This window comes from Thermopolyspora sp. NPDC052614, assembly GCF_040678635.1.
Taxonomy (GTDB): domain Bacteria; phylum Actinomycetota; class Actinomycetes; order Streptosporangiales; family Streptosporangiaceae; genus Thermopolyspora.
In genome coordinates this window covers 26935-46768 of sequence record NZ_JBFATZ010000002.1, presented here as the reverse complement: position 1 = coordinate 46768, position 19834 = coordinate 26935, and the positions used below count along the sequence as shown (strand labels likewise).

18 protein-coding genes are annotated in these 19834 nt (G+C 70.6%); 9 read left to right on the top strand and 9 right to left on the bottom strand.

Annotated features, from left to right (window positions below; translation table 11 throughout):
- Nucleotides 1-115: 115 nt before the first annotated feature.
- Both AB0K60_RS03780 and AB0K60_RS03775 read right to left on the bottom strand, forming a co-directional pair.
- Nucleotides 116-748 carry a DUF5941 domain-containing protein gene (locus tag AB0K60_RS03780; protein ID WP_364048251.1) on the bottom strand — a complete coding sequence of 211 codons (633 nt, stop codon included), beginning with the start codon at nucleotides 746-748 and terminating at the stop codon, nucleotides 116-118.
- Nucleotides 748-2394, bottom strand: coding sequence for a CDP-alcohol phosphatidyltransferase family protein (locus AB0K60_RS03775; RefSeq protein ID WP_364048249.1), 1647 nt, complete (start codon nucleotides 2392-2394; stop codon nucleotides 748-750). The genes AB0K60_RS03780 and AB0K60_RS03775 overlap by 1 nt, the downstream gene beginning before the upstream one ends.
- Nucleotides 2395-2719: 325 nt before the next feature.
- Between AB0K60_RS03775 and AB0K60_RS03770 the strand changes: the two genes are divergently transcribed.
- Complete coding sequence (locus AB0K60_RS03770) at nucleotides 2720-4156, top strand: bifunctional cytidylyltransferase/SDR family oxidoreductase (RefSeq protein WP_364048247.1); 1437 nt, start codon at nucleotides 2720-2722, stop codon at nucleotides 4154-4156.
- A gap of 11 nt (nucleotides 4157-4167) precedes the next feature.
- On the opposite strand, the gene AB0K60_RS03765 is transcribed toward AB0K60_RS03770, so the two are convergent.
- Entirely contained in the window at nucleotides 4168-5184 is a 1017-nt protein-coding gene (locus AB0K60_RS03765; protein ID WP_364048245.1) for a glycosyltransferase family 2 protein, read from the bottom strand.
- 619 nt (nucleotides 5185-5803) lie between these two features.
- Here AB0K60_RS03765 and AB0K60_RS03760 point away from each other — a divergent pair.
- Nucleotides 5804-7249, top strand: coding sequence for an LCP family protein (locus tag AB0K60_RS03760; protein WP_364048243.1), 1446 nt, complete (start codon nucleotides 5804-5806; stop codon nucleotides 7247-7249).
- On the opposite strand, the gene AB0K60_RS03755 is transcribed toward AB0K60_RS03760, so the two are convergent.
- Nucleotides 7250-8155 carry a branched-chain amino acid transaminase gene (locus AB0K60_RS03755; RefSeq protein ID WP_364048241.1) on the bottom strand — a complete coding sequence of 302 codons (906 nt, stop codon included), beginning with the start codon at nucleotides 8153-8155 and terminating at the stop codon, nucleotides 7250-7252. It lies immediately after the preceding gene.
- 108 nt (nucleotides 8156-8263) lie between these two features.
- Here AB0K60_RS03755 and AB0K60_RS03750 point away from each other — a divergent pair, with 108 nt between their 5' ends.
- Together AB0K60_RS03750 and AB0K60_RS03745 are read left to right on the top strand one after the other, a co-directional pair.
- Nucleotides 8264-9598: a PLP-dependent aminotransferase family protein gene (locus AB0K60_RS03750; RefSeq protein WP_364048239.1), complete on the top strand. Its 1335-nt coding sequence runs from the start codon at nucleotides 8264-8266 to the stop codon at nucleotides 9596-9598.
- A 103-nt stretch (nucleotides 9599-9701) separates the two neighbouring features.
- Nucleotides 9702-9944 (top strand): hypothetical protein, encoded by a 243-nt coding sequence (locus AB0K60_RS03745; RefSeq protein WP_364048237.1) that lies wholly within the window; start codon nucleotides 9702-9704, stop codon nucleotides 9942-9944.
- On the opposite strand, the gene AB0K60_RS03740 is transcribed toward AB0K60_RS03745, so the two are convergent.
- Complete coding sequence (locus AB0K60_RS03740; RefSeq protein ID WP_364048235.1) at nucleotides 9929-11404, bottom strand: ATP-binding protein; 1476 nt, start codon at nucleotides 11402-11404, stop codon at nucleotides 9929-9931. The two genes, AB0K60_RS03745 and AB0K60_RS03740, sit on opposite strands and share 16 nt — an antisense overlap.
- 152 nt (nucleotides 11405-11556) lie before the next feature.
- Nucleotides 11557-11763: a hypothetical protein gene (locus AB0K60_RS03735; RefSeq protein ID WP_364048233.1), complete on the bottom strand. Its 207-nt coding sequence runs from the start codon at nucleotides 11761-11763 to the stop codon at nucleotides 11557-11559.
- A gap of 237 nt (nucleotides 11764-12000) precedes the next feature.
- Here AB0K60_RS03735 and AB0K60_RS03730 point away from each other — a divergent pair, with 237 nt between their 5' ends.
- From AB0K60_RS03730 to AB0K60_RS03715, 4 genes are all read left to right on the top strand, one after another.
- Nucleotides 12001-12387: a hypothetical protein gene (locus AB0K60_RS03730; RefSeq protein ID WP_364048231.1), complete on the top strand. Its 387-nt coding sequence runs from the start codon at nucleotides 12001-12003 to the stop codon at nucleotides 12385-12387.
- A 43-nt stretch (nucleotides 12388-12430) separates the two neighbouring features.
- Nucleotides 12431-13399, top strand: coding sequence for a helix-turn-helix domain-containing protein (locus tag AB0K60_RS03725; protein WP_364048229.1), 969 nt, complete (start codon nucleotides 12431-12433; stop codon nucleotides 13397-13399).
- A 157-nt stretch (nucleotides 13400-13556) separates the two neighbouring features.
- Nucleotides 13557-13949 carry a VOC family protein gene (locus AB0K60_RS03720; protein ID WP_364048227.1) on the top strand — a complete coding sequence of 131 codons (393 nt, stop codon included), beginning with the start codon at nucleotides 13557-13559 and terminating at the stop codon, nucleotides 13947-13949.
- A gap of 363 nt (nucleotides 13950-14312) precedes the next feature.
- Complete coding sequence (locus tag AB0K60_RS03715; RefSeq protein WP_364048225.1) at nucleotides 14313-15191, top strand: hypothetical protein; 879 nt, start codon at nucleotides 14313-14315, stop codon at nucleotides 15189-15191.
- A gap of 64 nt (nucleotides 15192-15255) precedes the next feature.
- Here the strand turns inward: AB0K60_RS03715 and AB0K60_RS03710 are convergent, their stop codons facing one another.
- Nucleotides 15256-16419 (bottom strand): acyl-CoA dehydrogenase family protein, encoded by a 1164-nt coding sequence (locus AB0K60_RS03710; protein ID WP_364048223.1) that lies wholly within the window; start codon nucleotides 16417-16419, stop codon nucleotides 15256-15258.
- Between the two features lie 223 nt (nucleotides 16420-16642).
- On the opposite strand from AB0K60_RS03710, the gene AB0K60_RS03705 reads away from it, so the two are divergent.
- Entirely contained in the window at nucleotides 16643-17962 is a 1320-nt protein-coding gene (locus tag AB0K60_RS03705; RefSeq protein WP_364048221.1) for a UDP-glucose/GDP-mannose dehydrogenase family protein, read from the top strand.
- A gap of 7 nt (nucleotides 17963-17969) precedes the next feature.
- On the opposite strand, the gene AB0K60_RS03700 is transcribed toward AB0K60_RS03705, so the two are convergent.
- Both AB0K60_RS03700 and AB0K60_RS03695 read right to left on the bottom strand, forming a co-directional pair.
- A complete protein-coding gene (locus AB0K60_RS03700) occupies nucleotides 17970-18911 on the bottom strand; it encodes a hypothetical protein (RefSeq protein WP_364048219.1) in 942 nt (313 codons plus the stop codon).
- A 5-nt stretch (nucleotides 18912-18916) separates the two neighbouring features.
- Nucleotides 18917-19684 carry a hypothetical protein gene (locus AB0K60_RS03695; protein WP_364048217.1) on the bottom strand — a complete coding sequence of 256 codons (768 nt, stop codon included), beginning with the start codon at nucleotides 19682-19684 and terminating at the stop codon, nucleotides 18917-18919.
- Between the last annotated feature and the right edge of the window lie 150 nt (nucleotides 19685-19834).

The following is a 19834-nucleotide window of genomic DNA, read 5'->3' as shown; positions in this document are numbered from 1 at the left end:
ATCATCCGAGCGGTTCCTGTGTAGGCCCAAAGGTTAGTTGCCCGCGAGTGGTGATCGTGTAAGCGGGAGTTCACGAGTCCGTCGCCAAGGTAACGAGTGCGCCAAGGTAAGGGCATCACTCGTCGGCGCCCGCGAGTCCGGTCCGCGTACCGGAGCCGGGGGCGGCCATCCAGCAGGTGACGCTCTCCCATATGAACAGCCCCCACAGGTAGACGGCGAGCACGCCGTACCAGAACGGGACCGCGCCCACCAGCGCCACGAGCCCGACCAGCAGCGTGCGCCCCTCCCAGCCGAGCCCGGCGTTGGCGAGCCACGACGGCGGGTAGACCCGCTGCCGCATGCGCTGCACCAGGTCGTAGTGGTGGAACAGCACGGCCCCGAGCAGCGCGAACAGCAGCGGCGCGGGCACCGACCTGGCGAAGCCGACCGCGACGACGAAGCCGTACTCGACCAGCCGCAGGATCGGCGGCACCAGCCAGTCGAGCCTGCCGTCGTGCGGGTGGGAGCTGCCCGGGCCGATCAGCAGCAGCGCCACGACCGGGGTGAACATCGCCAGCGCGGGCGAGGCGGCCACGCCCACCGCCAGCAGCACCGCGCTGACGAACGCCCCGGCGACGGCGGGCGGAAGCGGTGGAAGCTGCCCGGCCACGACGGCTCCCATCGCCTTGGCGAGGCCGCCGTCGTCGCGGTACAGGATCACCGGGCTGCGGGGCACGGGCACCGGGTGGACGGTCAGGTGCTCGGGCATCACGCCTCCGCTCGGCGCAGGGACCGCGCGACGCGGCCGGCCAGCATGTACAGCGTCGCCACGCCGCCCCAGGCGAGCAGGGCGAGGAAGGTGACGCGGGCGTCGAACAGGGCGGCGGTGACGCAGATCAGCGCGGTCCGCTCGCCGATCGGCAGCACGATCACCCGCCTGGCCCACAGCGCTCGCGGGGCCGGGGTCGCGCGGGGCGCGGCGGGGTCCGGGGTCTCGTCGTCGAAGGTGCCCGGGTCGTACGGCAGCGTCAGCGACGTGGCCGGGTGGCGACGGGCGGCGACGGTACGGCCCGCCGCCGCGAGCGACCCGGCGTAGGCGTGGTCGATCGCGTGCCGCAGCCCCAGCAGCAGCATCGCGGCGATCGCCAGCGGCCACACGTCCACGGAGGACCCCAAGGACCCCAAGAACCCCGAGGATCTCGCGGACCCGGCGTATCCGGCGGCGAGCGCCGCGTACACGGCGAACTCCTTGCCCCGGTCGCAGACGGTGTCCAGCCAGGCCCCGAGCGGGGAGTATCGCCGGGTGTAGCGGGCGAGCTGCCCGTCCACGCAGTCGAGCACGAACGACAGGTAGAACGCCGCCGCGCCGACGAGCAGGCCGACGCGGTCGCCCGCGGAGAACCAGACGGCGGCGATGGCGGCGAATCCGACCGAGATGCCGGTCACCGAGTTCGGCACCAGCCCGACCTTGGCGGCGGCCCGCACCAGGTGGGGCGACCAGGAGCTGACCGCGTACGTGGTGAACAGGCCGTCGCCGTCCTTGACGGCCGCCGCCAGCCGGGCGGCCGACTCGTCCACCTCGGCGAGCGCGGCCAGCTCGGCGTCGGCGGCGGCCTGGTCGGCGACGCGGCGGGCGCGCAGCGGCCCCAGCCCGGCCGCCCGCACCGGGACGCCGGCCCGGATCAGCCCGGTGAGCAGCAGTTCGGCGGCCTGGTCGCCGGTCACCGGGCCCAGCCGCCCGTCCTCGACCAGGCCGGCGAGCTCGTCGGCCACGTCGGCGAAGGACGCCAGGTCGGCCATGCCCACCTGGAAGGCGCCGCCGAAGGTGGCGTTGGCGGCGGTGACCTCGTGAAAGGCGTTGCCGGACGCGGCCGCCTCGCCGTCCTCGACGCGGACCGGCGCGCGCAGCGGCCCGGCCCCGGCGGCGGGGCCGACCAGGGCGGCGGTGCCGTACGACGGATGCTCGATCAGCCGGGCCAGCGCCTCGGTGTGCGCCACCAGGTCGGCCGGGAGCACGACGAGCGGCCCCACCTCGGCGCGGGCGACGGCGGCCACCGCGCGCAGGTCGTCGGCGAGCCCCGGGCTGGCGATCACGTGCGGTTTGAGCGGCCCGCGGGCGGTCGCGGCTCCCGCGATGACGCCGGCGTCCACGAGCGTTCCGGCGTCCACGAGCGTGTCGGTGCGGGTGTCGGCGTGCGTTCCGGGGGCGCGGGCGGAGCGCGCCGTCGCGCCGTCGCCGCGGGCGATCAGGTGCAGGCGGCGGATGGAGAGCGTGCCGAGCTGGCCCGCCAGGCGTCCGAGCAGGGTGCCCTCGGGGCAGGTCAGCCCGGCCGCGGGGGTGGTCGCGAGCATCACGGCCACCGGGTGCGGCACACCGTCCCGGTCCGTCCGGGGCTCGGTGGTGGGATCGGGCAAGTGGCTCAGACTCCCAGCACTTCGATGATGGAAGTACTCACGTTGACGTGCTCCCCGGCGCTCAACGCCGGGGATTCTTCCTGCTTTGGCGACCCGCGCCCACCGAAGTGGTCCCCCACGGGTCTCCGCAGGCTTTCGAGCCTCGCGGCTCCGTTCCCGCCCGTCCGGCGGTACCTGACCCGGTCACGTTACCAGCAGTCGTCTTTTCGTAACAGTGAAACGCGTGTCCTTACCCGGTCAGGAGAACACTCCGCTATGGCGAGCGTCGCCGGGGCCGAATCGAAGAGGGGTTATTGTCATCGCGTGTCGGAGAAAGCGGGGCACCGTGCGAAACGACGGGCGTCGTAATCCGCCTGCCGGCGGCCGTTCGCCCGCCCGGCCCGTCGTGGCCGTGGTGCTCGCCGGCGGGGTGGGGCAGCGCATGGGCGCGGGCATGCCCAAGCAGCTGCTGAAGGTCGCCGGGCGGACGATTCTGGAGCACAGCGTCGCGGTGTTCGAGTCCGTCGCGGAGATCGACGAGATCGTGGTGCTGATGGCCCCCGGGCATGTCGCCGACGCGCGGGAGCTCGTCGCGCGCAACGGATTCCGCAAGGTCACGGCGATCGTCGAGGGCGGGGCGAGCCGTACCGAGTCCACGTGGCGGGCGCTCGCCGCGATCGGCGAGCGGGAGTGCGACGTGCTGCTGCACGACGCGGTACGGCCGCTGGTGGATCCGGCCATCGTGCGGGAGTGCGTGGCGGCGCTGGCCACGTGCGAGGCGCTTGAGGTGGCGATCGCGAGCTCGGACACGATCGTGCGGGTGGACGCGGGGCCGGACGGCGAGATCGTGCGGGACGTGCCGGACCGGTCGTCGCTGCGGCGCACGCAGACGCCGCAGGGCTTCCGGCTGTCGGTGATCCGGGAGGCGTACCGGCGGGCGTTCGCCGACCCGGGCTTCGCGGACCGGCCGGCCACCGACGACTGCGGGGTGGTGCTGCGCTACCTGCCGGAGGTGCCGATCCGCGTGGTGCCCGGCAGCGAGCACAACCTGAAGATCACCCACCCGCTGGACATGGCGATCGCCGAGCGCCTGTTCCGGCTCGCCGGACGCGCCGCCCCGCCGCTCGCCGGGCCGGACGCCGTGCGCGACGCCTTCGCGGGGCGCACGGTCGCGGTGTTCGGGGAGGGGTTCGGGCTCGCCGGGGCGCTGCGGAGGTACGGCGCGGCGGTGCACCGGTTCCGCCGAGGCGACGGGATGCGGGTGGAGGACGCCCGCGCGGTCGAGGAGGCGCTGGCCGTGGCCGCCAAGGAGTCCGGCCGCGTCGACCACGTGGTGCACGCGGTTGAGGTGCCGGAGGTGGGACGGCTCGCCGACGCCTCGCCGGAGGCGGTCGCCGAGGTGCTGGGCGCGGGCACGCTGGGACCGGCGAACGTGGCCAGGGCGGCGCTGCCGTACCTGCGCGAAAGCCGGGGTCACCTGCTGTTTCACGCCACCGCCGGAGCGCCGCACGGTCTGGGTGCCACGGTGCGGGCCGCCGTCGTCGCGCTGACCGAGGCGCTGGCCGAGGAGTGGGCCGAGTACGGCATTCGCGTCAACTGCCTCGATTCCGGACGCGTCGCCGATCCGGCCCGGCCGTGGCCCGGCTTCGCGCCCGCCATGCCGCCGTCGTCATCGCCGTTGTCATCGCCGCCGCCGTCGCCGGAGGCGATCGCCGAGACCGCGCTCGCCGTACTCGCGTCCGGCCTCACCGGCGAGATCATCGACGTCGGCCCGGCCGGCTGACGGCGAGGCCGTCAGCCCCGGACGGGATCGGCGCCCGGCCCCAAGCGGGCGGCGGCGGCCTTGCTCAGCCCCGGCGGGCTGGTGATGAACCCGGTGCCCCAGGACATGTGCATGGTGATGTACGCCACCGGCAGCCAGAGCCGGGCCTTCAGCGGCATGCCCGAGCCGGTGAGCGCCGAGCCGGCGAGGATCAGGGCGAGGTACCCGACCGGAAGGATCAGCGCGGGCCAGAAGAACGGCGCGGCGAGGAGCCCCACGAGCACGCCCAGCACGGCGGCCGGCGGGGCGAGGTAGCGCAAATTGATCGTGCCCGGGTGGGTGCGGCCGACGACCCGCCGCCATCGGCCGTAGTGGAAGTACTGCTTGGCCAGGGCCTTGACGTTGGGCCGGGGCCGGTAGGAGACGCGCATGCGCGGCTGGAACCACACCAGCCCGCCGGTCTGGCGGATGCGGTGGTTCATCTCCCAGTCCTGGGCGCGCAGGAAGTGCTCGTCGTAGCCGCCGACCCGGTCCAGCGCGGACCGGCGGAAGACGCCCAGGTAGACGGTGTCCGCGGGCCCGGCGACGCCGCCGGTGTGGAACCGCGCGCCGCCGACGCCGATCTTGGAGGTCATGGCGCGGGCCACGGCCTGCTCGAACGGCGTGACGCCCTCGGCGGCCATGATGCCGCCCACGTTGTCGGCCCCGGTCTCCTCCAGCGTCTCGACGGCCACCTTGAGATAGTCCGGCGGAAGCATGGCATGGCCGTCGACGCGGGCCACGATCGTGTGGCTGGAGGCGCCGATCGCGGCGTTGAGCGCGTTGGGGGTGCGGCCCGTCGGATTGGGGACCACGCGCACCCGGGGATCCTCGGCGGCGATCGCGTCGGCGACCTCCTGGGTGCGGTCGTGCGAGGGGCCCACGGCGAGCACGACCTCGATCGGTCCCTCGTACTGCTGGGAGAGCACCTGGCGCACCGCCTCACGCAGGTGGCGCTCCTCGTTCAGGACCGGCATGACGACGGATACGGGCGGCCAGAAACGCGTCATCTGGGCAACTTGTGGCGAGTCGGGGAACTGCTTCATGGCTGCGATCACGCTACTGTACGAGCGGGTGGGGATAGCAACCGAAGCGGCTCTTCCGTGTCGGAATCCGGGTCGGTCGCAGCCCCATGATCGTCCCACGAAGGCGGAGGGGGGCACCGTGACGCGCGACGACGATTTCGGTGCCCGCTCGGGCGGCGCCGGAGGACGCAGGAGGGGCCGGGACGGCTCCGGCGGTCGGCGGCAATATCCGCGCGACCCGAGCCAACCACGTGGTCCCGTGCCTCCGGGCCGGCAGGGCGTGCCCGGCGCTCCGGCGGGCCCGCAAGGAGGCCCGCACGACCCGAGAGGACCGCATGGTCCCGTTCCTCCCGGTCGGCAGGGCGCGCCCGGCGCTCCCGCAGGCCCGCAAGGAGGCCCGCACGACCCGAGAGGACCGCATGGTCCCATTCCTCCCGGTCGGCAGGGCGCGCCCGGCGCTCCCGCAGGCCCGGGAGGCCCGAGCGATCCGGACGACCGTACGGCGCGGGTCCGCCGCCCGGCCCCGCCCGCTCCCGGATCGGCCGCCCCGGGCGACACCCTGGACGAATCGGGTGTACGCGTCGGCGGGGACGCCTACGGCGGCGTGCGCCTGACCCCGCCGAGATCGCGCCGCGCCACGCGGAAGGGGCGGGACGCCCGCGCCCGCCGGCGTTCGCTGCTCGTCTCCGGCGCGTTGTCCGTCCTGGTGCTGCTGGGCTCGGGCGCGGTCTGGGCGCTGCCGAACTACGCGGCCGGGCGGGTCGGCTCGGTGGACGCGGGCACGGTCGAGGCCGAGCCGCGCGGCGCGCTGAACATCCTGCTGGTCGGCGTGGACAAACGCGACAACCTGTCCCGCCGCAAGCAGAACGAGCTGCACCTGGGCCGCGAGGTCGGCCAGCGCACCGACACGATGATGCTGATCCACCTGTCCGAGGACCACGAGAAGATCACCGTGGTGAGCATCCCCCGCGACAGCTGGGTGAACATCCCGGGCAAGGGCACCCACAAGATCAACTCCGCGTACCAGTTCGGCGGGCCCAGGCTGACGGTGCGAACCGTACAGGAGGCCACCGGCCTGCCGATCAACCACTACGTCGAGGTCAACGTGCTCGGCTTCATCGAGGTGGTGGACGCCATCGGCGGCATCTCGGTGTGCACCCCGGTCCCGATCAACGACGTCAAGACCAAGTTCACCCTGCCCGCGGGCACCCACGAGCTCGACGGCGTCAGGGCCCTGTTCTACGCGCGCACCCGCGCGACCGCCCGCTCCGACCTCGACCGCATCGACCGCCAGCAGCAGGTCATCTCCGCCCTGCTCGACCGGGCGCTCAGCGGCGGCACCCTCGCCAACCCGGTACGGCTCACCGGCCTGATCAACTCCACCCTGCAGACGATCACCGTGGACAGCAAGCTCAGCGGCAACCTGCTGGGCCTCGCCGAGCAGCTCAGGGACGTCTCCACCGACGACGTCGCGTTCACCACCGTGCCCCTGGCCAACGTCGACTTCAAGACCCCCACCGGCGAGTCCGCCGTCCAATGGGACGAGGTCGCCGCCAAGGACCTGTTCCGCCGCATCAAGGCCGACGAGCCCCTGGTCAAGCCCACCAAGAAGGCCACCCCCAAGCCCGGTGCCGGCGGCTCCGCCACGCCGAGCCCCACCGCCGAGCCCCTGACGATCCCGCCGTCCCGCATCGCCGTACGGGTCTTCAACGGCACCGGCATCACCGGCCGCGGCGCCCGCACCCGCGAGGACCTGATCAAGGCGGGGTTCATGGTCCCGTCCCCGCCCGGAAACACCGCCACCACCGACTATCAGAAGACCGTCATCCGGTACGCCCCGGGCCGCGAGGACTCGGCCCGCACGGTCGCCGCCGCCCTCCCCGGCGCCGAGCTGCGCCAGGCGGACGTCGAGGGCATCGAGGTCATCGTCGGCCGCCAGTACCCGGGCGCCCGCAAGGTCACCGTCGCCGTCCCCACCGCCGCGGCCACTGCCGGCGCCTCCCCGTCCCCGTCGGCCCGCACGGCCACGCAGAACATCTGCAAGAAATGATCAGCCGACCGGGGTGAGCCAGTCGCGGTAACGGGCGTCGCGGCCGTGCGCGGCGTCCTCGTACGCGTTCCTGATCACCCTGGTCACCGGGCCCTCCGCGCGGCCGATCACGCGATGGTCGACGGAGGCGACCCAGACGACGCCGACGGCGGTGCCGCACAGGAACATCTCGTCGGCCGTGTAGAGCTCGCCGCGCATGATGTCCTGCCGCCGTACGGGGATGCCGAGGTCGGCGGCGAGCCGTTCGACGGTGTCCTGGGTGATGCCGGCGAGCGCCCCGGCGGCGGTCGGCGGGGTGACGAGGGCGCCGCCGACCACGAGGAACAGGTTGGCGGCGGTGCACTCGCTGACGTTTCCGGCGGCGTTGAGCAGCACGGCCTCGTCGAAGCCGGCCTCCAGGGCCTCGGCCTTGGCCAGCACGGAGTTCAGGTACGGGCCGGTGGCCTTGGCGATCGTGGGGACGACGGCGGGGTCGTTGCGGCGCCACGAGCTGGTCATCAGGCGGACGCCCTCGGCGAGGTAGGCGCCCCACTCCCAGGTGGCGATCGACACGCTGACCGGGCAGTCCCGGGCGGATATCCCCATCTCGCCGTAGCCGCGGTGGACGAGGTGCCGGATGTAGCAGGAGGTCTGGCCGTTGGCGGCGACCGTCCGCACGGTGGCCTCGCGCAGCGTCTCGTAGGAGTACGGCACGTCCAAGCCGATGATCTTCGCGCTGGCGTAGAGGCGGTCGAGGTGCGCGTCGAGCCGGAAGATGGCGGGGCCGTCGGGGGTGAGATGCGCCTTGGTGCCCTCCAGTACGGCCGTGCCGTAGTGCAGGGCGTGCGACAGCACGTGCACGCGGGCCTCGTGCCAGGGCACCAGGGCGCCGTCCATCCAGATCTTCTCGGCCTCGACGAGTTTCACCCGCGCCTCCAAGTGGCTTGTTCTCAGCTTCGATTCTGTGCCACTGACTGATGATTGGCCATGATATCCCGCGCCATGTCGGCCAGACAAGGGAGCGAGAATAGGCGCGTGGAGAGCGAGGATCTGGACGGCTTCGCCGTACTGGTGCGGGAGCGGCTGCGGCTGCGCGGCGGCGGGCGGTCAACCGGCCGGCGGCTGGCGGAGGCGCTGAGCGACCTGGCGAGAGCGGGCGCGCTGGCCCCCGGGGCGCGGCTGCCGTCGGAGCGCGAGCTCGCCCAGATGGTCGGCGTCAGCCGGGGCACCGCAGCAGCGGCCCTCAACGCGCTGTGCGAGGAGGGCCTGGCCGAGCGCCGCCACGGCAGCGGCACCTACCTGCGCCAGGCCGCCGCCCCGACCGGCTCGCCGTCCTTCTCCGGCCTGCTGCGCGCCGACGCCGTGCTGGCCGATCTGTCCATCTCGACCGTGCCCGACCCCTCCCACCTCGTGCTGCCCCCCATCGAGGTCGCCGAGTTGCTGCGCACCCCCAGCGGCCACGGCTACGACGCGATGGGCGACCCGAGGCTGCGGGCCCTGCTCGGCGGCGAGGTCCTGATCACCAGTGGCGGCCAGCACGGCATCGACCTCGCCGCCCGCGTCCTCCTGCGCCCCGGCGACCGCGTCCTGGTCGAGGACGCCACGTACGGGGGCGCCCTGACGGTCTTCAACCGCGTGGGGGCGCACGCCGTACCGGCCGACCTGACCGACCCCCGCGCCACCCGCGCCGCGATCGACCTGCACCGTCCCGCGCTCGTCTACGTCGTCAGCGTCGGCAACCCCACCGGCGACGTCCCCGACCTGCGCCACGTCGCCGAACTCGCCCGCGCCGCCGACCTGGTCCTCGTCGAGGACCGCAGCCTCGCCGACCTGGTCTTCGACGCCGATCCCCCCGAGCCCCTGGCGAACCTCCACCCGTACGGCACCGTCACCGTCAACACCCTGTCCAAATCCCTGTGGGGCGGCCTGCGCGTCGGCTGGCTCACGGCCCCCGAGCCCCTCCTCGCCCGCCTCGCCGAGGCCAAACAGGACAACGACCTCGCCACCAGCACCGTCGCCCAGCGCCTCGCCGCCGAACTCCTCCAGCTCAACCCCGTCGCCCGCTGGCGCGCCGAACTCGCCGCCCGCCGCGACCACTTCACCGCCGCCCTCGCCGCCGCCCTCCCCGACTGGACCTGGACCCCGCCCCGCGGCGGCCTCTCCCTCTGGACCCGCCTCCCCGGCGTCGACACCGACCGCTTCGCCACCCTCACCCGAGCCCACGGCGTCGCCGTCGCCCCCGGCTCCCTCTTCTCCCCCACCGGCCACCACCGCGACCGCCTCCGCCTCAGCTACGCCCTCCCCCCACCCCTCCTCGACCAGGCCGTCAAGGGCCTCACCGAGGCCTGGCACGCCCACCATCGCCGCTAGAAGCCCTACCAGCGCGAGAAGCGGGCACTCCAGGCGGCCGTACCGGTAGAGCCGACTCAGCCGAAGGCAGTGTCATCTCCACGTGGTCATCTTCCGCGTGAACATGGACGTCTTCAGCTTCGATCTCAGCTTCACCGCTCCTTCCGGAGAGGAGATCATCGACAGGCTGTACGAGACGGGGTGGGACGACGCCACCGTTTCCTTCGACCCTGTCAACGGTGGACACGGCATCGCCTCCTTCGACCGCGAGGCCGCGTCGGCGGCCGAGGCCATCGCGTCAGCCATCGCCCAGGGCACGATTGCCGGAGTCGAGGTGCTCGGAGTCTCGTGTCAGGAGTCTCCATAGAGGCGGTCGAGGCCCACGAGAAGAAGCCCGTCGTCGGCCGCGGCCCGCAAATCTTCGGTGAACCCGGCTCCGCCGTAGCAGGCCAACTTCGTCCCGCTGGTGTCATAGCCCTTCTCGGCGAGCAGGTCGCGGGCCCGGCTCAGCCGCTCGGCGTGGCGGCTGCTCATGACCTCGCCCCATTTGGCCTCGCCCAGGGAGAGGACCCGGCGGGGCCGCCCGGGTTCCTGTGCCGCGAGGACCACCACGTCGATCTCGATTTTGGTACGACGCGCCGGGTCGTTGACCACACCCGAGCCGACGTCGGCGGGAAAATCGCCGTACAGGCTCGCGTCGGCGTCACGGGCGAACTCGCGGCACAGGGCCTCGAAGTGCGGGCCGACGACCTGCGACAGGAAGCCGGGGAGCGCGGAGCGCCAGACCTGCTCCGCCCGGTAGCGCTCCAGTTCGGCCCAGCGCCGCCTCATGATCGCCTCATAGAAGGTGATCAGCGGCTCGACGATCCGGTACGTGAAGCGCCCGGGCCGGAAGAGGTCCGGCTCCCGTGCGATGAGGGCGCAGTCTTCCAACACGTTGAGCGGGTGGGTGATCTGGTCGGACTTCCGGCCGACGTAGTTCGCGATGCCGCCATTGGTGGTGTTCCCGCTGGCGATGGCCGCCAGGACGGAGTGGTAGAGGGCGGGGTCCCGGATGTCCGATTCCTCGGCCAGGAGGTAGCGCGCCTCGCGGAAGAGCGGCTTCTGCGGATTGAGGACGGTCCTGATCACCCACGAGTCGAAGTCCGCGAGGTCCTCGGGCGCGTCACCTTGGGTGAACTCGTACCGATAGGCAGGGGTTCCGCCCACGATCGCGTGAACCAGGATCGCCAGCCGGGGGTCGGAGATCCCCCAGAACGTCGCCGCGTCCCGGTAGCGAAACGGATGGATCACGAGTTCGAGGCCCGCTCGCCCCCTAAGCGGCGCCTGTCCCGCCAGGAGGTTTCCCATCACGGACATGGCCGAGCCGCACAGCAGCAACCGCACGCCGCTCTGCCTTCCACTGCCGCCCGGGCCCAGCTCCCGCTGGAGGATGGACGGCAGGCTGGGCGTCACGCGGGACAGGAACGGAAACTCGTCGATGACCACGGGAACCGGCCGTCCCTGAAAGCTTCGGAAGAGCTGGGTGATCGCGTCGTTCCAGTCCCGGAAGGGGTATTCGGCGACCTCACGGGTATGGCGCGTGAGCGCCTCCGCGAAGAGCCTGAGCGACTCCGCCTCGGTGGCCTCCGTGGCGGCGAAGTACATGCCGCCCGTCTCCTCGGCCAACGCCTGCAACAGGAAGCTCTTGCCCTGCCTGCGACGACCGCTGACGACGCCGAGAAGGGCGCCACCCGCCGGGCCGACCGAAGGCGTCCCGGCGGCGAACGATTCCAGCCCTTGCCACTCCCGAACCCGATCGAAGATCCGTTCCGGCTTTCGAATCACCGCTCCCCCGCAGGCTCGTCCTTACAGAACCATACTTCCCGGAAGTATAGTTCTGTGAACAGTAGATAACTCAAACGAGTGGACGGTAACGAGGCAGTACGGGTAAGTCCGCAGTCCAGACGGGCATGCCAACAGCTCATCGACCGGCGGCGCTAGTCGTCGTTGAGGCGTGGCTGGACCATGCGGAACTCGGACGGCGCGCCCGGGCCGCCGGGGCGGGCGGAGTACTCGGGGACTCCCACGCGGGTGAACAGCAGGGTGGCCAGGTCGTCCGGCTTGCCGAGCAGCGCGGGGACCTCCGTGTCGATGAAGGTCATCCCGGAGATTCCGGCGCCCAGCGCGTACGCGGCCAGATGCATCGCCGACGTCCAGCATGCCGTGATCGTGGGGCTCGACCGAGGGATACAAGAAGGTTCCTCTCCTCTCGGCGGTGGGTGGGGACAGATCGTGTCATCTGGCGTGGAGGGATCGCCCGCGATCGCCGTTATGTTCCTCGAAAACGGCTCGATCAGGCGCCATGGCGCAGTTACGCTTCTCCAACCGCATGCCGCCACCGACGCGTTTCCCTCAGGGAACGGCAAGGAGCGAGGAGACGTATGGCGATGCCCAAGAAGGGCTCACGGCTGTTCACTCTGGATGGCGTGGTCTACCGCTGGCGCGTTCGCCCCAACCCCACGCACAGCCCCGGCGGCAGGTTGGAGATGACCTTCCTGGTGGAACGCGCGGAGGACCCGCGCGCCGTGCTGCTGGTCAATCTGCCTTATGCCTGGCGCGATGAGCACATGGGGGAACAGATCGTCGCCGTTCGACCGGCCCTCGTGCGCGCCTGCCTGCGCAGGGCTCTCGCGGCAGGATGGGAACCGGATAAATCGGGCGCATCGTTCACCCTGCACATCAAGCAGGTAGAACTTTCCGGCATTATGGGCGAGACGCTGGCTTCGTCCACGCCTGTGCGTTGGCAGCGGAGCGGCGCGCAGGTGTGAGCGCCCCGTGACGGGCCGTGGGGACGTCGGAGGACTGACGAAAGTGGGTGTCCTGGTCCGCACCCGTGATCTTCCCGCCGCGCACAGGCGCGAGGAGTGGCTGAACGTGATCTGCGACGTGCTGGGCCCCCTCGACACGAAGATCGGCGTTGACGGCCCGCCCGACGGGGAGATCGCCGCCGACCGGCTCGGGCCGGTGGGCGTCGGCAGGGTGAAGACCTCGACGCCGCACAGCGTGCACCGCACCCCGCGGCTGATCCGCAGTTCCGATCCGGAACTGTACCGGGTGCTGCTGGTCATGTCGGGCAGCCCCATCGTGGTGCAGGACGGCCGGTCCACGCGGCTCAACGCGGGCGAGTTCGCGATCTATGACTTCGCCCGGCCGTACGACCTGGTGTACGACGCCGCGGTGCACCTGGCGGTGTTCAGTCTCCCGCGCGAGACGCTGGCCCTGCCGAAAGACGCCGCCGCGAACCTCACCGCCGTGCCCATCGGCGCCGACGACGGCACCGGAGCCCTCGCCGCGCCGCTGCTCCGCCGCGTCGCCCTCGACCTGGAGACGTACCGGCCCGCCACCGCCGCCCGCCTCTCCACCGTGGTGACGGACCTGGTGACCACGGCCGTCGCCGAACGCGCCGAGCGGTACGAGGCGGTCCCTGCCGAGTCACGCTCGCGCACACTGCTGCTGAGCATCCACGCCTTCATCGACCGGCACCTCGGCGACCCCACGCTGTCCCCCGCCGACATCGCCGCCGCGCACCATGTCTCCCTGCGCCAACTGCATCGCCTGTTCGAGACGGAGAAGACGACGGTGGCCGCCTGGATCCGGCAGCGCCGCCTGGAACGCTGCCGCAGGGATCTCGCCGACCCGGCCCTCCACGCCACCCCGGTCGGCGTCATCGCCGCCCGCTGGGGCCTGCCCGACTCGGCCCACTTCAGCCGGATATTCCGGCAGGCGTACGGCATGCCGCCCGCCGAGTACCGCCGTACCCGCCTGATGCCGCAGGTCTGAGCCGGACCGAAAGCCCGGCGCCGCGGAAGGCCCGGCGGAAATCCTGGCACGGAACGTCAAACGGGCGGCACCACAAGCCAAGCCCATAGGCGTCGCGCATCGGCACACTCACACTGCCCGCACCGTGCGGGCAATCCAGAACCGGGAGGATCCGAAAATGGCGCACACCTTGTTCGTCAACCTGCCCGTCGCCGACCTCGACCGTTCGAAGAAGTTCTTCACCGAGCTCGGCTTCTCCTTCTTCGGCATGACGGACGACATGGCCTCGGTCATCATCAGCGAACGCACCCAGGTCATGCTCCTCGCCCGGCCGACCTTCGCCACGTACGCCAAGACCGAGGTCGCCGATCCCAACACCACCACCCAGGTGATCCTCGTCATCGGCCTGGACAACCCGGCCGAGGTGGACGAATTCGTCGACAAGGCCCTCGCCGCCGGAGCGTCCGCCGTCGGCGAGCCGATCACCGCCGGCGGACGCTACCAGCGGGGCTTCGCCGACCCTGACGGCCACCAGTGGTCCGCCCTCTGCCTGGTCAACCCCGCCGGCTGAGGCCGCGCGCCCGCCATCTCATCGGTACGCGCTCATGCCGCGGACGACGCGGACGCCAACGCGCGCAGGTGCCGTGCGTCGTCCCGGCCGCGCTCCTGCTCCGGCAATGCCTGGAGTACCTGGTTGATGATGTGACGCCTCGCGGTCGTCATGACGCCCGTTTCGACGGACGCCACCGCGTGCGTGAGCCCTTCGCCGATGTCACGGCGTCTCCTCGGCCAGCTCACGAAACGTTGCCCCGCGGACGCCCGGCGTGACGTGACGGTTCGCGCGGACATTGCGTACTGAGGTCTCGCTTCGGATTCTCCCGCCGCTCGGTGAATTCGTTTCTCTGATGTGGAATTCAAATGCAAGAATCTCGCCGTGAAGATCTTGGTCAGGACGACGGTGGCAGGGATCAGCGTCGGGGCGTTCGTGGCTCTCTCGCTGGTTGTTTGGAAGTTGGCGATATCGCAAGCAGACGATGAGGTCAAAATTTTGTACCACGTGATGGTGGACGTGCGGTGGCGGCAGGCGTTGGTGGCGCCTGGGGTGCTGGTGGTCGGGTTGCTGATCGGTGGGTTGCTGCGCCTGCCGTTGTGGCCGGTCGTGGGACTTGTCGCGCCGATCACCGTGATCGTTCTCTTCTGGGCCGAGCCCTGGTTCGTCAAAGAGGTCGCCGAGGGCGAGACCGTTCTGCATTTCTTCTTCCTCGTCACGGTCGCGTACGTGGTGACGGCGTGGCTGTGTGCGCCCGGTCACAAGGTTTCGGGTGTCGTTGTCGCCGTAGGGATGGTTGTCGCGGCCGTGGCGATGCCGCTGGTGAATCACGTCGAGGGTGAATGGCTTCTGGTCCAGCGGTTGAAGGATTCGGGGGTGCCGCTGATCGCGCCGCAGCATCCTGATTTCCGTCTCGCCGGGCTGGCGGAATCGTACCTGCCAAAGATGCTGGCTTTGGAATACAAGTCGACGAGAAAGGACGGGCCCTCGCTCGAGGTTTACGTCAAGCCGGGGGAGGCCGTCACCTCCGGGACCGCCTGCGCCGCCTGGCGGGAAGGAGAGACCGATGTGGTCATCTCATGCCGTAGGACGGACTCTGATGTGTGGGTGGCGCACCTGGAGGGGGGTGACGTCCTGGTGTCCGCCAGATCGGGTGACGCGGTGGTACAGATGGCGAGTTGGGACATGACCAGGGCCGAGCTTGTCGCCGTGCTCCGCACGTTTCGCTCGGTGGCGGCCGAGCGGCTGGTCGCGCTCGTGTGATCCGCGGCCGGTCTTCGGACCGCGACAGCCGACAGCGGCCGCCCTCGCTTGATCGTGAGGCCTCCTACTTGAGGAGCTGGCGGGCCATGACCATGCGCTGGATCTGGTTGGTGCCCTCGTAGATTTGGGTGATCTTGGCGTCCCGCATCATGCGTTCCACCGGGTAGTCGCTGGTGTAGCCGTAGCCGCCGAGGAGTTGGACGGCGTCGGTGGTGATCTCCATGGCGGCGTCGGAGGCGGCGCACTTGGCGGCGCTGGAGAAGAAGGTGAGGTCGTCGGCGCGTTCGCCGTGCATGGCGCGTTCGGACTTGGCGGCGGCGGCGTAGGTGAGCTGGCGGGCGGCCTCCAGCTTCATCGCCATGTCGGCGAGCATGAACTGCAGGCCCTGGAACTCGGCGATGGGCTTGCCGAACTGCTTGCGCTCCTTGACGTAGCCGAGGGCGTAGTCGAGGGCGCCCTGGGCGATGCCGAGGGCCTGGGCGGCGATGGTGATGCGGGTGTGGTCGAGGGTGGCCAGGGCGGTCTTGAAGCCGGTGCCGGGCTCGCCGATCATGCGGGAGGCGGGGATGCGGCAGTCGTCGAAGTAGAGCTCGCAGGTGGGGGAGCCCTTGATGCCGAGCTTCTTTTCCTTGGCGCCGACGGAGAAGCCGGGGTCGCTCTTTTCCACGACGAAGGCCGAGATGCCGCGAGCGCCGATGCCGGGCTCGGTGACGGCCATGACGGTGTAGTACTCCGACACGCCCGCGCCGGTGATCCAGCGCTTGGTGCCGTTGAGCACGTAGTGGTCGCCGTCGCGTACGGCGGTGGTGCGCATGGACGCGGCGTCGGAGCCGGCCTCGGGCTCGGAGAGCGCGTAGGAGAACATGGCCTCGCCGCGGGCGACCGGCGGCAGGTAGCGCCGCTTGAGCTCCTCGGACGCCGACAGCAGCAGGGGGACGGTGCCGAGCTTGTTCACGGCGGGGATCAGCGACGAGGAGGCGCAGGCGCGGGCCACCTCCTCGATGACGATCACCGCGGCGAGGGCGTCGCCGCCCGCTCCGCCGTACTCCTCGGGGATGTGGATGGCGTGCATGTCCGCCTCCACCAGGGCCTGGTGGACGTCCCAGGGGAACTCCCCGCTCTGGTCGATCTCAGCGGCGCGGGGGGCGATCTTGTCTTCGGCGAGGGCGCGGATCGCCTGCCGAAGCATGGTGTGCTCGTCGAGGGGGGCGTAGAGAGGGAAGCTCATAGCCAGATAGTAGGACGTCCAACAAATGACACGGCAAGGGCCCCCGAATCGGCTTCGGGTCGTGGGTACGGCGGCGGGCGGTTCGCAGGGTGACGGCCCGTTCGGGTGGGCCGGTAGCATGCCCCGGCGACCTGCGCGCGAAGATGGGACCAAGTCACGATCACCGGTAAGGGTGGTCAACCCCGCGCGAGGAGAACGCGAGGAGTACAGGGAAGGAGCGCTCGTGCCCTACCGCCTCACAGTGCTGGGAACGGGATATCTCGGCGCCACGCACGCGGCGTGCATGGCGGAGCTGGGATTTGAGGTGCTCGGCCTGGACATCGACGCCGCCAAGATCGCCCAGCTCCAGGCGGGCGAGCTCCCGATCTACGAGCCCGGCCTGGAGGAGCTGCTCAAACGCAACCTCGACGCGGGACGGCTGCGCTTCACCACCTCCTTCGAGGAGGCGGCCGAGTTCGGCGACGTGCACTTCGTCTGCGTCGGCACCCCGCAGAAGCAGGGCGAGTACGCCGCCGACGTCTCCTACCTCGACGCCGTGATCGACTCCCTGGCGCCGCACCTCACCCGGGAGTGCCTGGTGGTGGGCAAGAGCACGGTGCCGGTGGGCACCGCCGCCCGCCTCGCCGAGAGGCTCGTACGGCTCGCGCCGGCCGGCGACCAGGTGGAGCTCGTCTGGAACCCCGAGTTCCTGCGCGAGGGCTTCGCCGTCGACGACACCCTGCGCCCCGACCGCATCGTGATCGGCGTCGCCTCCGAGCAGGCCGAGAAGATCATGCGCGAGGTCTACGAGCCGATGCTGTCGGAGGGCGTGCCCCTGGTCGTCACCGACTACCCCACCGCCGAGCTGGTGAAGTCGGCCGCGAACGCCTTCCTCGCCACCAAGATCTCATTCATCAACGCGATGGCCGAGGTCTGCGAGGCCGCGCACGCCGACGTCAGGCAACTGTCGGCCGCGCTCGCCTATGACGAGCGCATCGGCGGCAGGTTCCTCAACCCCGGCCTCGGCTTCGGCGGCGGCTGCCTGCCCAAGGACATCCGCGCCTTCATGGCCCGCGCCGGCGAACTCGGCGCCGACCAGGCCCTGTCCTTCCTGCGCGAGGTCGACGCGATCAACATGCGCCGCCGCGCCCGCATGGTCGACCTCGCCCGCGAACTCGCCGGCGGCTCCTTCCACGACTGCGTCGTCGGCGTCCTCGGCGCCGCCTTCAAGCCGAACTCCGACGACATCCGCGACTCCCCCGCCCTCGACGTCGCCGTCACCATCCGCCGGCAGGGCGGCAGCGTACGCGTGTACGACCCGGTCGCCCTGGAGAACGCCCGCCGCGCCCACCCCGAACTCGACTACGCCGACTCCGCCGAGGGCGCGGCCCGCGACGCCCACGTGGTGCTCCTGCTCACCGAATGGCGCGAGTTCGTCGAACTCGACCCCGAGAGACTCGGCCGGGTCGTCGCCGCCCGCAACATCGTCGACGGCCGCAACGCCCTCGACGCCGAGATCTGGCGGGCCACCGGCTGGCACTACCGCGCCCTCGGCCGCCCCTGACCGGGTCTCATGAGCACACCGGAGCCGGTTCGTCGGAGGGGCGGGGGAAGTCCATCCGGATGGAGTTGTCATCGGGCAAGGTGATCACCCGACGCTTGGGGTCCTCTCCGTAGCAGACGGGGATCATGAAATATCGGTTGTTGGTGTGAATGAGCAACCGCAGTCCCTCATACCGGAAGCGGTAGCGCGCCGTCTGGCCTGGACGCTGCGCAAGCACGGTCTCTGCGACGCCGGTGCCCTCGATGTGCAGGCGCTCGGGCGCGTACACGACCACGCTCGGAAGTCGGCGCAGGTCCATTTGGTATACCGCTTCAACTGTCTCTTTTTGCATGTATATGGCCCCTGCCCAACACAGGGAGAGGGCCAGCATGGCCACCAAGGCCAACGTCCAAAAGGTGTACAGCGACGGTGCTTCGGCCTTGGGAACGTGGTGGCCGCCCAGGGCCTGCAGGCGCACGGCGAGCGCCAATGATAGAGCCCCGATGAATATGCTGAGGGGAACGACCGGAAAATTAATATGGATATGCATGAGGCCCGCGCTGCCCAAGAACCCGACCAGGCACCCCACCACTCCCAGTGCCCTCGCTCCCCATGCCGCGCGGCGGGCGAGCTTGGGATGTGCGGCCAGCTTTGAGATGAGCAGCGCGTAGCCGGGTCCCAGAATCACGACCGGGATCAGCGCCCAGAGCAGCGGCCGGAAGGTTATATCAGGACCATAAAACATGTAATCCTGAAGGGAAAGGTCGAGAACATCGGAGGTAAGGCCGAATACGTTGTATTTCCCGCTCACCCGGATGTAACCGAAGTAAACGATCAGCGCGGTGATGATCGTCATCGGCGCGATGATCGGAAGCAGCAACTGCCAGGTCGCCAAACCATGGTTCCTCGACGGGCCACCGCGATTCGCTTCGCCGTCCTGGCCGCCCGCCGTTCTCGTCTCCTCGGCCATAGGCGTCAGGTCCGATCCGGCTCAACCGGATGGTCGCCGGGCTGCTCATCCCCCGGCGGAGGCTCATCAGGCGGGGGTCCGGTGTCCGTCTGCTCGGGTGGCGACACCTCCCCGGTCGGCTCTGGACCTGGCGAGGTGGTATCGGGTCCGGTGTCGGTCGGACTCGGCGGAGGCGCTTCGGTACCGGCCGGTGATCGCTCCGGGCTTCGCGGTCGCTCCTCCCGTTCCGGTGCCTCGCAAGACACCTCGGAACCTTCCGGTCTCACAATGGCGCACTTGCTGGCGTACTGTTCGGCCCTCTTCGGATCGACTTTGGCGAGCTTGTCGAGAGCGGTACGCACGCCATCGGAGTTCCCTTCGGCCGCATAACCGATCACCTGCCCGCTGAACAGGAGCGTCAACATTTGCGGGCGCACGGATCTCGGCAGGTATCCCTGCAAATCCTCGGCCTCACCCAGATCTTTCAGTCCTTCACGGGTCCGACCCAGGTTGATTTTCGCGACACCGCCGCACAGTCTGCAGACCGCCACCGTCTCCGGTTCGGTCTGTCCCGCGATTCGGTCCATCGAGACGGCCAGTGACCGGTACTCACCGGATCGCAATTTCCTATCGCATACCTTGTACGCCTCGAACGCAGGATCCGGAAGGTTCGCACCACCGTCTTTCGGCCACAGCTGCTCCTGGGGAGCCGCCACCCTCGCCTCAGGAGGGATGTCGGTCTGTGTGCTCTGTTCGCCATCGCCACACTCCACGACCAGCGCCAGTACGGCCACCGTCGCAACCAGGAACCGGCCCAATCTCTCCACAAGCACCCCCGAGCCCAACACGGACAGCGGAGTACATACCCCCTGAAGTAACTCGGACACGGTGGGTGACGACGGCGCGTCGCGGGCCGCACGAGGCGCTCAGGCGCCGCCGGTGAC